This window comes from Mycobacterium sp. E2497 (assembly GCF_001668695.1).
Taxonomy (GTDB): domain Bacteria; phylum Actinomycetota; class Actinomycetes; order Mycobacteriales; family Mycobacteriaceae; genus Mycobacterium.
This window is the reverse complement of the sequence record NZ_LZKD01000255.1, coordinates 1-12785: the sequence shown is the minus strand read 5'-3', so window position 1 is coordinate 12785 and position 12785 is coordinate 1. Positions and strand designations below refer to the sequence as shown.

13 protein-coding genes are annotated in these 12785 nt (G+C 69.2%); 5 read left to right on the top strand and 8 right to left on the bottom strand.

The window, feature by feature from the left end; genetic code table 11:
- Position 1: 1 nt before the first annotated feature.
- The 3 genes from A5713_RS24115 to rpsO all read right to left on the bottom strand — a co-directional run bounded on the left by A5713_RS24115 (position 2) and on the right by rpsO (position 4235).
- Positions 2 to 1357, bottom strand: coding sequence for a pitrilysin family protein (locus A5713_RS24115; protein WP_067920143.1), 1356 nt, complete (start codon positions 1355 to 1357; stop codon positions 2 to 4).
- The gene (locus A5713_RS24110) at positions 1335 to 3623 is read right to left on the bottom strand and encodes a polyribonucleotide nucleotidyltransferase (RefSeq protein WP_068098696.1); all 2289 of its coding nucleotides are present in this window, start codon (positions 3621 to 3623) and stop codon (positions 1335 to 1337) included. The genes A5713_RS24115 and A5713_RS24110 overlap by 23 nt, the downstream gene beginning before the upstream one ends.
- A 342-nt stretch (positions 3624 to 3965) precedes the next feature.
- A complete protein-coding gene (gene rpsO / locus A5713_RS24105; protein ID WP_003878661.1) occupies positions 3966 to 4235 on the bottom strand; it encodes a 30S ribosomal protein S15 in 270 nt (89 codons plus the stop codon).
- Positions 4236 to 4409: 174 nt separating this feature from the next.
- On the opposite strand from rpsO, the gene A5713_RS24100 reads away from it, so the two are divergent.
- Both A5713_RS24100 and A5713_RS24095 read left to right on the top strand, forming a co-directional pair.
- Positions 4410 to 4772 (top strand): helix-turn-helix transcriptional regulator, encoded by a 363-nt coding sequence (locus A5713_RS24100; protein WP_067923408.1) that lies wholly within the window; start codon positions 4410 to 4412, stop codon positions 4770 to 4772.
- Positions 4773 to 4775: 3 nt separating this feature from the next.
- Positions 4776 to 5261: an SRPBCC domain-containing protein gene (locus tag A5713_RS24095; protein WP_068098694.1), complete on the top strand. Its 486-nt coding sequence runs from the start codon at positions 4776 to 4778 to the stop codon at positions 5259 to 5261.
- A gap of 12 nt (positions 5262 to 5273) precedes the next feature.
- On the opposite strand, the gene A5713_RS24090 is transcribed toward A5713_RS24095, so the two are convergent.
- Entirely contained in the window at positions 5274 to 6251 is a 978-nt protein-coding gene (locus A5713_RS24090; protein ID WP_067923402.1) for a bifunctional riboflavin kinase/FAD synthetase, read from the bottom strand.
- A gap of 150 nt (positions 6252 to 6401) precedes the next feature.
- Between A5713_RS24090 and mntR the strand changes: the two genes are divergently transcribed.
- On the top strand, positions 6402 to 7106 hold the full coding sequence (gene mntR, locus A5713_RS24085) for a manganese-binding transcriptional regulator MntR (RefSeq protein ID WP_068098692.1): 705 nt from the start codon (positions 6402 to 6404) through the stop codon (positions 7104 to 7106).
- Between the two features lie 17 nt (positions 7107 to 7123).
- Here mntR and A5713_RS24080 read toward each other — a convergent pair whose 3' ends face one another.
- From A5713_RS24080 to A5713_RS24065, 4 genes are read right to left on the bottom strand one after another with little or no spacing between them, the layout of a single operon-like run.
- Positions 7124 to 8314, bottom strand: coding sequence for a lipid-transfer protein (locus A5713_RS24080; protein ID WP_068098690.1), 1191 nt, complete (start codon positions 8312 to 8314; stop codon positions 7124 to 7126).
- A gap of 38 nt (positions 8315 to 8352) precedes the next feature.
- Positions 8353 to 9261: a tRNA pseudouridine(55) synthase TruB gene (gene truB, locus A5713_RS24075; protein WP_068098687.1), complete on the bottom strand. Its 909-nt coding sequence runs from the start codon at positions 9259 to 9261 to the stop codon at positions 8353 to 8355.
- The gene (locus A5713_RS24070) at positions 9258 to 9938 is read right to left on the bottom strand and encodes a 4'-phosphopantetheinyl transferase (RefSeq protein ID WP_068098685.1); all 681 of its coding nucleotides are present in this window, start codon (positions 9936 to 9938) and stop codon (positions 9258 to 9260) included. Before A5713_RS24070 ends, truB begins: the two co-directional genes overlap by 4 nt.
- On the bottom strand, positions 9935 to 10912 hold the full coding sequence (locus tag A5713_RS24065; protein ID WP_068098683.1) for a metallophosphoesterase: 978 nt from the start codon (positions 10910 to 10912) through the stop codon (positions 9935 to 9937). Before A5713_RS24065 ends, A5713_RS24070 begins: the two co-directional genes overlap by 4 nt.
- Before the next feature lie 147 nt (positions 10913 to 11059).
- Here A5713_RS24065 and A5713_RS24060 point away from each other — a divergent pair, with 147 nt between their 5' ends.
- Positions 11060 to 11644, top strand: a complete 585-nt coding sequence (locus tag A5713_RS24060) for a DUF3558 domain-containing protein (RefSeq protein ID WP_068098681.1) — start codon at positions 11060 to 11062, stop codon at positions 11642 to 11644.
- 27 nt (positions 11645 to 11671) lie between these two features.
- On the top strand, positions 11672 to 12785 hold a 1114-nt coding region (locus A5713_RS24055), incomplete at its 3' end, for a CocE/NonD family hydrolase (protein WP_156752010.1).

Below are 12785 nucleotides of genomic sequence, written 5' to 3'. Positions count from 1 at the left end.
GCTAATTTACCATCGCCCGAAGTTGTTGGGGCAGTGACCGTTTGGAGGCATAGGGCCCCAGGACGGCGGCACCGTAGGGCTGGTTGAGCAGCCGGCGGGCAACCGCGTTGACCTCCTCGACCGTCACCTGGTCGATCTTCCGCAGGGTCTGCTCGATGCTGCGGTGCTCGCCGTAGTTCAGTTCGTTGCGGCCCAGACGGCTCATCCGCGAGCTGGAATCTTCCAAACCGAGAACGAGCCCGCCGCGCAACGACCCCTTCGCGATGCGGCACTCCGCCTCGGTGATGCCGTCGCGGGCCACCGACTCGAGGACCTCGTTGGTCACCTGCATCACCTCGGCGAACCGCTCGGGCTGGCAGGCGGCGTAGACGGACAGCGCGCCGCTGTCGGCAAAGATGTCCACCGTCGAGTAGACCGAATAGGCCAGTCCGCGCAACTCGCGAACCTCTTGGAACAGCCGGGAACTCAGGCCACCACCCAGTGCGCTGTGCAACACCGATAGCGCCCAGCGGTGCCGCCAGCTACGCCCCGGGGTCCGCACGCCCAGCGCCACGTGGGTCTGCTCGGCGTCCCGGTTGCCCAGCAGCAAACTGGGCCGTCCGGTCACCCGTCCGGCACCCTTGCGCGGCGCGATGGGCCGGCGCCCGCGGACCAGGTGCGGCCCGAAGTGCGCACGCACCAGCGCGACGACCTCGTCGTGGTCGACGTTGCCGGCCACCGCGACCACCATGCGTTCCGGCGTGTAGCGGCGCACGTGAAACGAGTGCAGCTGGGTCCGGGTCATCGACGACACCGACTGCGCGGTGCCGATCACCGGCCGGCCCACCGGGTGGTCGCCGAACATCGCGCCCAGGAACATGTCCCCCAGCGCGTCCTCGGGATCGTCGTCACGCATCGCGATCTCTTCGAGCACCACGTCGCGCTCCAGCTCGACGTCCTCGGCGGCGCACCGGCCGTTGAGCACCACGTCGGACACCAGGTCGACGGCCAGCTCCAGGTCGCTGTCCAGCACGTGCGCGTAGTAGCAGGTGTGCTCCTTGGCCGTGAAGGCGTTCAGCTCCCCGCCGACGGCGTCCATCGCCTGCGCGATGTCCACGGCGCTTCGGGTGGGCGTCGACTTGAACAGCAGATGCTCGAGGAAGTGCGCCGCCCCCGCCACGGTGGCACCCTCGTCGCGCGATCCGACGCCCACCCAGACGCCGACGGACGCCGAACGCACCGACGGCAGGTACTCGGTGACGACCCGAAGACCACCCGGAAGCGTGCTGCGGCGCAGCGTGGTCGACGATTCGACCTCAAGCGTCTGCGTGCCGCGGCGCAGGGCCGCGGCGCGATCAGCTGCTGGCTGTCGCGGCATCGGCTGGCGCGGCCTCCTGAGGAGCCCCGGCGTCGGCCGGGGCCGCGGAGTCTTCCTCGACCAGGACGAGGGAGATCTTGCCGCGCTTGTCGATGTCGGCGATCTCGACCCGCAGTTTGTCGCCGACGTTGACGACGTCCTCGACCTTCGCGATGCGCTTGCCCCTGCCGAGCTTGGAGATGTGCACCAGGCCGTCACGTCCCGGCAGCAACGACACGAAGGCGCCGAAATCGGTGGTCTTGACCACGGTGCCGAGGAACCGCTCGCCCACGGTCGGCAGCTGCGGGTTGGCGATGGCGTTGATCCGGTCGATCGCCGCCTGGGCCGAGGGGCCGTCGGTGGCGCCGACGAACACGGTGCCGTCGTCCTCGATGGAGATCTGCGCGCCGGTCTCCTCGGTGATGGCGTTGATCACCTTGCCCTTGGGCCCGATGACCTCGCCGATCTTGTCCACCGGGACCTTGATGGTGGTCACCCGCGGCGCGTAGGGGCTCATTTCGTCGGGTGAGTCGATGGCCTCGGCCATCACCTCGAGGATGGTCAGGCGCGCGTCCTTGGCCTGCGCCAGGGCACCCGCGAGGACCTGGGACGGGATGCCGTCGAGCTTGGTGTCCAGCTGCAGCGCGGTGACGTAGTCCTTGGTGCCGGCGCACTTGAAGTCCATGTCGCCGAACGCGTCCTCGGCGCCCAGGATGTCGGTCAGGGTGACGAAGCGACGCTCGGTCTTGCCGTCCACCTCGACGTCGTCGGACACCAGGCCCATCGCGATGCCGGCGACCGGCGCCTTGAGCGGCACCCCGGCGTTGAGCAGGGCGAGCGTGGACGCGCACACCGATCCCATCGACGTCGAGCCGTTGGAGCCCAGCGCTTCGGACACCTGGCGGATGGCGTAGGGGAACTCCTCGACGCTGGGCAGCACCGGGATCAGGGCGCGCTCGGCGAGCGCGCCGTGCCCGATCTCGCGCCGCTTGGGCGAGCCGACCCGGCCGGTTTCACCGGTCGAATACGGCGGGAAGTTGTAGTGGTGCATGTAGCGCTTGGTGGTCTCGGGCCCCAGCGAGTCGATCTGCTGGGCCATCTTGACCATGTCCAGCGTGGTCACGCCCAGGATCTGGGTCTCGCCGCGCTCGAACAGCGCGCTGCCGTGCGCCCGCGGCACCACGGCGACCTCGGCCGACAGCGCGCGGATGTCGGTGATGCCGCGGCCGTCGATGCGGAAGTGGTCGGTCAGGATGCGCTGGCGCACCAGCTTCTTGGTCAGCGAGCGGAACGCGGCGCTGACCTCCTTTTCGCGGCCCTCGTAGGTCGCAGAGGCCCCGGTGAGGCGCGCCAGCACTTCCGCTTTCAGCTCGTCGGTGCGCGCGTCGCGCTCGGCCTTGCCGCCGATGGTCAGCGCCTTGGCCAGCTCGTCGGTGGCCACCGAGGCCACCGAGTAGTAGACGTCGTCGCCGTAGTCGGGGAACGTCGGGTAGTCCCCGGTGGGTTTGGCGGCGGCGTCGGCCAGCTCCTGCTGTGCGGCGCACAGCGTGGCGATGAACGGCTTGGCGGCCTCCAGGCCCTCGGCCACGACGGTCTCGGTCGGCGACTGGGCGCCGCCCTCGACGAGCTCGATGACGTTCTCGGTGGCCTCGGCCTCGACCATCATGATCGCGACGTCCGGCTTGCCGTCATGCTCGCCGACGATGCGGCCGGCCACCACCATGTCGAACACGGCCCGTTCGAGCTGCTCGACCGTGGGGAAGGCGACCCAGGTGCCGTCGATCAGCGCCACCCGCACGCCCCCGACGGGACCGGAGAACGGCAGGCCGGCCAGCTGGGTGGAGGCCGAGGCGGCGTTGATCGCCAGCACGTCGTACAGGTCGTTGGGGTCCAGGCTCAGGATCGTCACCACGACCTGGATCTCGTTGCGCAGCCCGTTGACGAACGACGGCCGCAGCGGGCGGTCGATCAGCCGGCAGGTCAGGATCGCGTCGGTGGAGGGCCGGCCCTCGCGACGGAAGAACGAACCGGGGATGCGGCCCGCGGCGTACATGCGCTCCTCGACGTCGACGGTGAGCGGGAAGAAGTCGAAGTGCTCCTTGGGGCTCTTGCTGGCGGTGGTCGCCGACAGCAGCATGTTCTCGTCGTCGAGGTACGCGACGACGGCGCCGGCGGCCTGCTGGGCCAGCCGGCCGGTCTCGAAACGGATGGTGCGGGTGCCGAGGCTCCCGTTGTCGATAACGGCGGTTGACTCGAACACGCCTTCTTCAATTTCAGCGACAGACATGGGTGTCCGTACGGCCTCTCTGGGTATTCAGCTGTTTCGCGTGGTCACGCGCAGGTAACCCGAGAGCTTCCTTAGGAGAGGAAAGAGTCTGAATGCGGCTACGGCCATCGATCGAAGCGGCCGACCTGCCCCAGATCCGGAGAGCCCGGCAGCCACTACCGAAGACCGCCCGATGCAGACCGGGCTGCTCCCATGTGACGTGCGCAGTGACACGCTGGAACGGCACACGCGGATCTGCGTGACCGCACCGTTTGCTCGGGCCGAATCGGCCCAGAACGCTCCCACTCTACATGGCGAACTCAGCCCGCCGGCAGGGCTACACCAATTGGCGGTTTCCGAGCGTCAGCGGCGCAGACCCAGGCGCTCGACCAGCGAGCGGTACCGCTCCACGTCGATCTGGGCGACGTACTTGAGCAGCCGGCGCCGCCGACCGACCAGCAGGAGCAGACCCCGCCGCGAGTGGTGATCGTGCTTGTGCACCTTGAGGTGCTCGGTCAGGTCGGCGATCCGCTTGGTCAGCAGCGCGACCTGCGCCTCCGGGGAACCGGTGTCGGTGTCATGCAGGCCGTAGGTGCCCAGGATTTCTTTTTTCTGCTCGGCGGTCAGCGCCACGAAAACATCTCCATCAATCGGTGCCGCGATAAATACGTCGGGCGTGGCCACCGCGGACTGCAGCACACGCCGTACTCGGTGGGCGAGTCTATCAGCGGCGGTGACGTCGGCCGAAATCACAGGCCGGTGGTCACCCCTTGACAACCTACAACCATTTGGTTGTAGGTTTGGGGCGTGGCCGTAGCTCAAGAGGACCGGGTGGATGCCCTGTTCCACGCGCTGGCCGACCGGACCCGGCGCGACATCATGCGCCGGACGCTGGCCGGGGAACATTCGGTGTCCGCGCTCGCACTGAAATACGACATGAGCTTTGCGGCGGTGCAGAAGCACGTCGCCGTGCTCGAGAAGGCCGGCCTGATAACCAAGCGACGCAGCGGTCGCGAGCAGTTGGCCAGGGGGGACGTGACGGCCGTGCGGTCGGTCGCTTCGCTGCTGACCGAGCTGGAACTGCTCTGGCGCGGTCACATCGCGCGCGTCGACGAACTCATCGCATCCGACTCGACCGATTCCACCACCAACCCGACCAGGGAGGACTGAACCATGCCCGTCACCGACGTCCAGCACGATCTGGAGAACCTGACGCTGACCATCACCGCGGACTTCGCCGCTCCGGTGCAACGGATCTGGCAGGTCTACGCCGACCCGCGTCAACTGGAGAAGGTGTGGGGACCGCCGGCGCACCCGGCGACCGTCGTCGACCACAGCCTCACGCCCGGCAGTCGCACAACCTACTTCATGACCGGACCGGACGGCGAGAAGTACGCCGGCTACTGGGAGATCACGGCCGTTGACGAACCGACGAGCTTCTCGTTCCTCGACGGCTTCGCCGACCCGGACTTCAATCCCAACCCCGACCTGCCGGTCTCGGTGAACGTGTACACCTTCGCCGAGCACGGCGGCGGCACTCGGGCGACCTATGTGAGCACCTACGAGTCCGCCGAGGCGCTTCAGCAGGTGCTGGACATGGGCGTGGTCGAGGGCGCCTCGTCGGCGATCAACCAGATCGACGACCTGCTGGCCTCCTGAAAGCGCGGCGGGTCAGTCCCGCGCCGAGAGCATCGCGCGGGCGCGGTCGGTGTCCCTGCCCATCGCGTCGATCAGGTCCTTCACCGAATCGAACTTGGTCTGCCCGCGGATGCGGCCGACGAAGTCCAGCGCCACGTACTGGCCGTAGAGGTCGGCGGTGGTGTCCAGGACGAAGGCCTCGACGGTGCGGGTGCGTCCGGAGAACGTCGGGTTGGTGCCCACGGACACCGCGGCCTGGTAGCGCTCGCCCGGGACGACGGTGCCGGTCACCGGCCCGTGCCCGAGCAGGGTGAACCACGCGGCATACACGCCGTCGGCCGGGATCGCCGAATACATCGGGGGCGCCACGTTGGCGGTCGGGAATCCCAGCTCCATGCCCCGCCCCTCGCCCCGGACGACGACCCCCTCGACGCGGTGCGGGCGGCCCAGCGCCTCCATGGCCGTCACCACGTCGCCGGCGTCCACGCAGGACCGGATGTAGGTGGACGAAAACGTCACCGTCTCGTTGCTGTGATGCTCGGACAGCAGCGACATGGACTCGACCGCGAACCCGAAGCGCTCCCCGGCGCGCCGCAGCGTCTCGACGTTGCCGGCCGCCTTCTTGCCGAAGGTGAAGTTCTCCCCCACCACCACCTCCACCACGTGCAGGTGTTCCACCAGCAGCTCGTGGACGTAGCGCTCGGGCGTCAGCTTCATGAAGTCGCTGGTGAACGGCATCACCAGGAAGACGTCGATGCCCATCTCCTCGACCAGCTCGGCGCGCCGCGTCAGCGTCGTCAGCTGCGCCGGATGGCTGCCCGGGTAGACCACTTCCATCGGGTGCGGGTCGAAGGTCATCAGCACGGTCGGCACGTTGCGCGCGCGCCCGGCCTTGACCGCATGCGCGATCAGTTCGGCATGGCCCCGGTGCACGCCATCGAATACGCCGATGGTGAGCACGCATCTGCCCCAGTCCGTGGGAATCTCGTCTTGGCCGCGCCACCGCTGCACGAGGGCAAGCCTACGGCCACCCGCCGTCGGCCGGGAGATCCGCCACCACGAGGGTGTCGAGGAGCACACGATCAGGCCTGGGTTGCCTAAACTTTGTCGTTGTGAGGGGTCCTGGTGAGGGTCGCTGTGAGGATCGTTGTGAGGATCGTTGTGAGGGCTGACGAAGAGCGTGGCGGCATCACCGCGGTCGGCCAGGACTACCTCAAGGTGATCTGGAACGCCCAGGAGTGGTCCCCCAAGGACGCGCCGCAAAAGGTCAGCACCAAGATGCTCGCCGAGAAGATCGGGGTATCGGCCAGTACGGCCTCGGAGTCCATCCGCAAGCTCGCCGAGCAGGGCCTGGTCGACCACGAGAAATACGGGGCCGTGACCCTGACCGAGGCGGGCCGGCGGGCGGCGCTGGCGATGGTGCGCCGGCACCGGCTGCTGGAGACCTTCCTGGTGAACGAGCTCGGTTACGGCTGGGACGAGGTGCACGACGAGGCCGAGGTGCTCGAACACGCGGTGTCGGATCGGCTGGTGGCCCGCATCGACGCCAAGCTGGGGTTCCCGCAGCGCGACCCCCACGGGGACCCGATCCCGGCCTCGGACGGGCAGGTGCCCACCCCGCCGGCGCGGCAGCTGTGGGCGTGCGACGACGGGGACACCGGAACCGTGGCCCGCATCTCCGACGCCGACCCGGAGATGCTGCGCTATTTCGCCGATGTCGGCATCAACCTCGACTCGCGGCTGCGGGTCCTGACCCGTCGGGAGTTCGCCGGCATGATCTCGGTGGCGATCGCATCCGGCGACGGAGTGGAGACGACGGTCGACCTGGGCAGCCCGGCCGCCCGGGCGATCTGGGTGGTGGGCTAGCCCAGGGGCCGGCGCCGCTAGCGCTCGGCGCGCTGGTAGGCGGTGACGACGGCCGCGCCACCCAGCCCGATGTTGTGTTGCAGTGCGGCGCTGACGTTGTCGACCTGCCGCTTGTCGGCGGTGCCCCGCAGCTGCCACGTCAGCTCGGCGCACTGCGCCAGGCCCGTCGCACCCAGCGGGTGGCCCTTGGAGATCAGCCCGCCGGACGGATTGACCACCCACCGCCCGCCGTAGGTGGTGTCGCCGTTGTCGATCAGCTTGGGCGCCTCGCCCGGGGCGCACAGGCCCAGCGCCTCGTAGAGCAGCAGCTCGTTGGCCGAGAAGCAGTCGTGCAGCTCGATCACCTGGAAGTCTTCGGGCCCCAACCCGGACTGCTGGTAAACCTGTTGCGCCGCTTGGACATTCATGTCGTAGCCGATCAGGTTCTTGGCGCTTCCGTCGAAGGTGGACTCGAAATCGGTGGTCATGGCCTGACCGACGATCTCCACCGCCTGGGCGGCCAACCCGTGGCTGTCGACGAAGCCCTCTGAGGCCAGGATCGCCGCGCCGGAACCGTCGGACGTCGGCGAGCACTGCAGCTTGGTGAGTGGGTCGGAGATCATCCGTGCGGCCAGGATGTCCTCCAGCGTGTAGGAGTCCTGGAACTGCGCGAACGGGTTGTTGACGGAGTGCTTGTGGTTCTTGTAGCCGATCTTGGCGAAATGCTCCGCGGTGCTGCCGTATTGCCTCATGTGCTCGCGGCCGGCGGCGCCGAACATCCACGGCGCGACGGGCATCGCGAACTCGTCGATCTCGGCCATCGCCTTGACGTGCTTGCCCATCGGCGATTCGCGGTCCTGGGCTCCCCCGCCCAGCGAGCCGGGCTGCATCTTCTCGAAGCCGAGCGCGAGGGCGCAGTCGACCAGCCCGCCGCGGATGGCCTGGGCCGCCAGGAAGAGCGCGGTCGAGCCGGTCGAGCAGTTGTTGTTGACGTTGACGATCGGAATGCCGGTCATGCCCAGCTCGTAGAGCGCCCGCTGCCCGGACGTCGAATCGCCGGCGACGTAGCCGACGTAGCCCTGCTGCACCTCGCGGTAGTCGATGCCGGCGTCGGCCAGCGCGTTGGTTCCGGACTCGCGCGCCATGTCGGGGTAGTCCCAGCCCTCGCGGCGGCCCGGCTTCTCGAATTTCGTCATGCCGACGCCGACGACGTAAACCTTGTTGGACATCGTTGTCCCCTTTCCGACGGTACCGATTTCGGGTCAGCCTATTCCTCGAGCGTCGCCGGGCGGATCACGACCACCGACCTGGTGCGCGCGCCCTCGTCGCGCAGCAGCGCGATGACCCGCCCGTCAGCGTCGCAGGCGGCGTAAACGCCCTGGATGCCGGCCGGGACAAGCGGCCGCCCGTTGGCCACCGCGTCGACCTCCTCGGCGGTCAGGTCGCGGCGCGCAAAGTTCAGCAGGCACGCCTCGTCCAGCGTCAGCGACAGGCCGGGCCGCTCGGCCAGGTCGTCGAGCGAGCGGGCCTGGTCCAGCGTGAAACGACCGACGCGGGTGCGCCGCAACGCCCTCAGGTGCCCGCCCACCCCCAGCGCCACCCCGACGTCGCGGGCCAGCGCGCGAACGTAGGTCCCCGACGAGCAGTCCACCTCCACGTCCACGTCGACGAACTCACCGGCGGGCCGGACGTCGAGCACCTCGAACCGGTCGATGCGCACCGGCCGGGCCGCGAGTTCGACGGCCTGGCCCTCGCGCACCAGCCGGTAGGCGCGGCGGCCGTCCACCTTGATGGCGCTGACCGCCGACGGCACCTGCTCGATGTCGCCGCGCAGGCCCGCGACCGCGGCGTCGATCGCCTCCCGAGCCAGGTGCGCGGCCGAAACGCTGTGCAGCACTTCGCCTTCGGCGTCCTCGGTGGACGTCGTCTGGCCGAGCCGGACGGTGGCGGCGTAGGACTTGGATGCCGCCGTCAACAGGCCCAGGATCTTGGTGGCGCGGTCGATGCCGATCACCAGCAGGCCGGTGGCCATCGGGTCCAGCGTTCCCGCGTGTCCCACCCTGCGGGTGGAGAAGATGCGCCGGCAGCGCCCGACCACGTCGTGGCTGGTCATCCCGGCCGGCTTGTCGACGAGGACTAGTCCCGGACCGATCCCCGGGCCGCTGCTGGAGGTCATAGCACGATGGCGGTCAGCACCAGCCCCCGCTCCACCGACCACCGGCCCCTCAGCGCGGTCAGCGGCGGGCCGTCGAGCGCCCGCCCGTCGATCAGGATCTTGGACACGAAGACCCCGGAGGTGCCCCCGTCGGGCGGGTCGAGGTCGAGCACGATGTGGGCGTCCTCGAAACCCAGCCAGCGCTTGGTCAACGGGAACCACGCCTTGTACGTTGCTTCCTTGGCGCAGAACAGGATTCGATCCCAGTGCAGGCCCTCGGGCAGCGTGGCCATCTCGTGCCGCTCCTCCGGCAGGCTGATCGCGTTCAGTACACCGTCGGGCAACACGTCGTGGGGTTCGGCGTCGATGCCCACCGAGCGCACCGCTTCGGCACGACCCACGACCGCACCGCGATAGCCCGTGCAATGGGTGAGACTGCCCACCACGCCGTCGGGCCAGCACGGTTCGCCCTTGTCGCCCTTGAGGATCGGCACCGGCGGCAGGCCGAGCTCGCCCAGCGCGACCCGCGCGCAGTGCCGCACGGTGACGAACTCGTTGCGGCGCTTGGCCACCGACCTCGCGATCAGCGGCTCCTCTTCGGGCAGCGGCACGAGGCCGGGCGGATCGGTGTACACCTCCGCGTAGGCCAGGCCGTCCGATGCCGGCAGCACCGAGGAAACCAGCATGTCCTCGGTCATCGTGATTGCCGCTGCCGCAACCGTTCCCGGAACTGCGCGGCCTGCTGCCGCATCTCGGGTGTGATCTCGAAGTGACCGCCGAAGTCGTTGAGGTATCCGGGCGCGTACTCCGGATCCGGCAGCACCTGGCGCAGCCAGTGGTGCGGCTTGCGGCGCCGCCACTCCCGCGGGTAGCCCACCGACACCTCCTCGAAGCGCACGTCGTCGTACCAGGTGGTGCGGGGAATGTGCAGGTGACCGTAGACCGAGCAGACCGCGTTGTAGCGGGTATGCCAGTCGGCGGTCTTGGTGGTTCCGCACCACAGCGCGAATTCCGGGTAGAACAACGCGTCGCAGGGGTCACGGACCAGCGGGAAATGGTTCACCAGGACGGTCGGTGTCATCCAGTCGAGTTTCTCGAGACGGGCGCGGGTGGTGGCCAGGCGCTCCCGGCACCAGGCCTCCCGGGTGGGGTAGGGCTCGGGCGACAGCAGGAATTCGTCGGTGGCGACCACGTTGCGCTCCCGCGCGATGGTCAGGCCCTCGGCTTTGCTGGCCGCGCCCTCGGGCAAGAAGCTGTAGTCGTACAGCAGGAACATCGGCACGATGGTCGCCGGTCCCCCGCGCTCGGTCCACACCGGAAAGGGATGCTCGGGCGTGACGATGCCCATCTCGTCGCACATGTTGACCAGGTAGTCGTAGCGGGCCTTGCCGAAGATCTGCACCGGATCGCGCGTCGTGGTCCACAACTCGTGGTTGCCCGGGACCCAGATCACCTTGGCGAAGCGGCGGCGCAGCAGGTCGAGTGCCCAACGGATCTCGTCGGTGCGTTCGGCGACGTCACCGGCCACGATCAGCCAGTCGTCCGGCGAGGACGGGTGCAGCGACTCGGTGACCGGCTTGTTGCCGAGGTGGCCGGTGTGCAGATCGGAGACGGCCCACAGCGTCGGTTGCCCGCTGTTCGTCGATTGGTTGTCCGAGTTTTGACCAGCCACGATTAACCAGACTAATGACCCGCGGCCGCGGGCCGGCCGGGACCGGCCCTTGCCCGTGGCATTAGAACGTGTTCTTGTTTGTCTGTGGCCGTGGCGGGGCGACTTGTACACTCCCGGGCAAGGGCCGCCGGGCCGTCAGGGGGTGTCGTGTTCGCCAAGGTGCGTCTGATCGGGGCGGTCGGTGCCCTCGTCGCCGCGGCCGTAGCCGGCTCGGTCGGCTGGCAGGGCGCCGCGCCGGGGCCGGCGGGGGCCGGGCGCGTGGAACTGCGCTCGACCGCGGCGCCGATGGAAACCACCATGAAGAGCCCGATCGTGGCGACCACCGACCCGCGGCCGTTCGACGCGTGCGAGGACATCCCGTTCGACGCGGTGCAGCGGCTCGGGTTGGCCTTCACCCCGCCCGAGCACGAAGACGGCCTGCGCTGCCACTTCGACGCGGGTAACTACCAGCTGGCCGTCGAGCCCATCATCTGGCGCACCTACGAGGAGACGCTGCCGCCCGACGCCGTGGAGACCACCATCGCGGGCCACCGCGCCGCGCAGTACTGGGTGCTCAAGCCGACGTATCACAACAGCTACTGGTATTACTCCTGCATGGTCGTGTTCAAGACCAGCTACGGGGTGCTGCAGCAGGCGCTCTACTACTCGACGGTCTACTCCAATCCCGAGGTGGACTGCATGTCCACCGACCTGCAGCGCGCCAACGACCTCGCGCCGTACTACAAGTTCTGAAGGCGGGCCGGGCCTTAACCTGGCACCGTGAGTATCACCTCGACGCGAGCCGCCCAGCCCACGCTGCACACCGTGCGACACCTCGGCGCCAAGGCGGCCGGGCGGCTGCTGCGCCTGCCGCCGGCGACCGCCGAGTACACCGTGCGGCGAGTCCGGGTGCCCATGCGCGACGGCGTCGACCTGGTGGCCGATCACTACGCGCCGAACACCGCGCCGGCCGCGGGCACTCTGCTGGTCCGCGGGCCGTACGGGCGCGCGTTTCCGTTCTCCCTGCTGTTCGGCGCGCTCTACGCGGCGCGGGGCTACCACGTCGTGCTGCAGAGCGTCCGGGGCACATTCGGCTCGGGCGGGGATTTCGAGCCGATGGCCAACGAGGTCGCCGACGGCGCCGACACGGTGGCCTGGCTGCGCGAGCAGCCCTGGTTCACCGGCCGGTTCGCCACCATCGGGATGTCGTACCTGGGGTTCACCCAGTGGGCGCTGCTGCAGGATCCGCCCCCGGAGCTGGCCGCTGCGGTCATCACGGTGGGGCCGCACGATTTCAACGCGTCCGTGTGGGGCACCGGCTCGTTCGCCATCAACGACTTTCTGGGGTGGAGCGACATGGTCGCCCATCAGGAGGACCCGGTGCGCGCCCGGTCGGCGCTGCGCCAGCTGCAGAACCGGAACCGGGTGACGCGGGCGGCGCTCGGGCTGCCGGTGGGTGACACGGCCCGGGCACTGCTCGGCGCCGGCGCACCGTGGTTCGAGTCGTGGGTCGAGCACACCGACCCGAGCGATCCGTTCTGGGACGCGCTGCGCTGCGGCGACGCGCTGGACCGCGTCGACGTGCCCGTCCTGCTGATCGGCGGTTGGCAGGACATCTTCGTCAGGCAGACGTTGCAGCAGTACGCGCACCTGCGGGCCCGGGGCGTCGACGTCGCGCTCACCATGGGCCCGTGGACGCACACCCAGATACTCACGACTGGGCTGAGCACCTGCCTGCGGGAGTCACTGGATTGGCTGGACACCCACCTCGGTGGCGCCCCCGGCCCGCACCGGCCCAGCCGGGTCCGCGCCTACGTCACGGGGCAGGGCTGGCGCAACGCGGCCGACTGGCCGCCGGCCACCACCGAGCGCGCGCTGTATCTGCGCCCCGGCG

What these genes read in the sequence shown, in the direction of transcription:
- A5713_RS24080 (WP_068098690.1), bottom strand. Translation starts at nt 8,314, where the DNA reads ATGTCCAACAAGGTTTACGTCGTCGGCGTCGGCATGACGAAATTCGAG.
- A5713_RS24070 (WP_068098685.1), bottom strand. Translation starts at nt 9,938, where the DNA reads ATGACCGAGGACATGCTGGTTTCCTCGGTGCTGCCGGCATCGGACGGC.
- A5713_RS24115 (WP_067920143.1), bottom strand. Translation starts at nt 1,357, where the DNA reads ATGCCGCGACAGCCAGCAGCTGATCGCGCCGCGGCCCTGCGCCGCGGC.
- truB (WP_068098687.1), bottom strand. Translation starts at nt 9,261, where the DNA reads ATGACCTCCAGCAGCGGCCCGGGGATCGGTCCGGGACTAGTCCTCGTC.
- A5713_RS24110 (WP_068098696.1), bottom strand. Translation starts at nt 3,623, where the DNA reads ATGTCTGTCGCTGAAATTGAAGAAGGCGTGTTCGAGTCAACCGCCGTT.
- A5713_RS24095 (WP_068098694.1), top strand. Translation starts at nt 4,776, where the DNA reads ATGCCCGTCACCGACGTCCAGCACGATCTGGAGAACCTGACGCTGACC.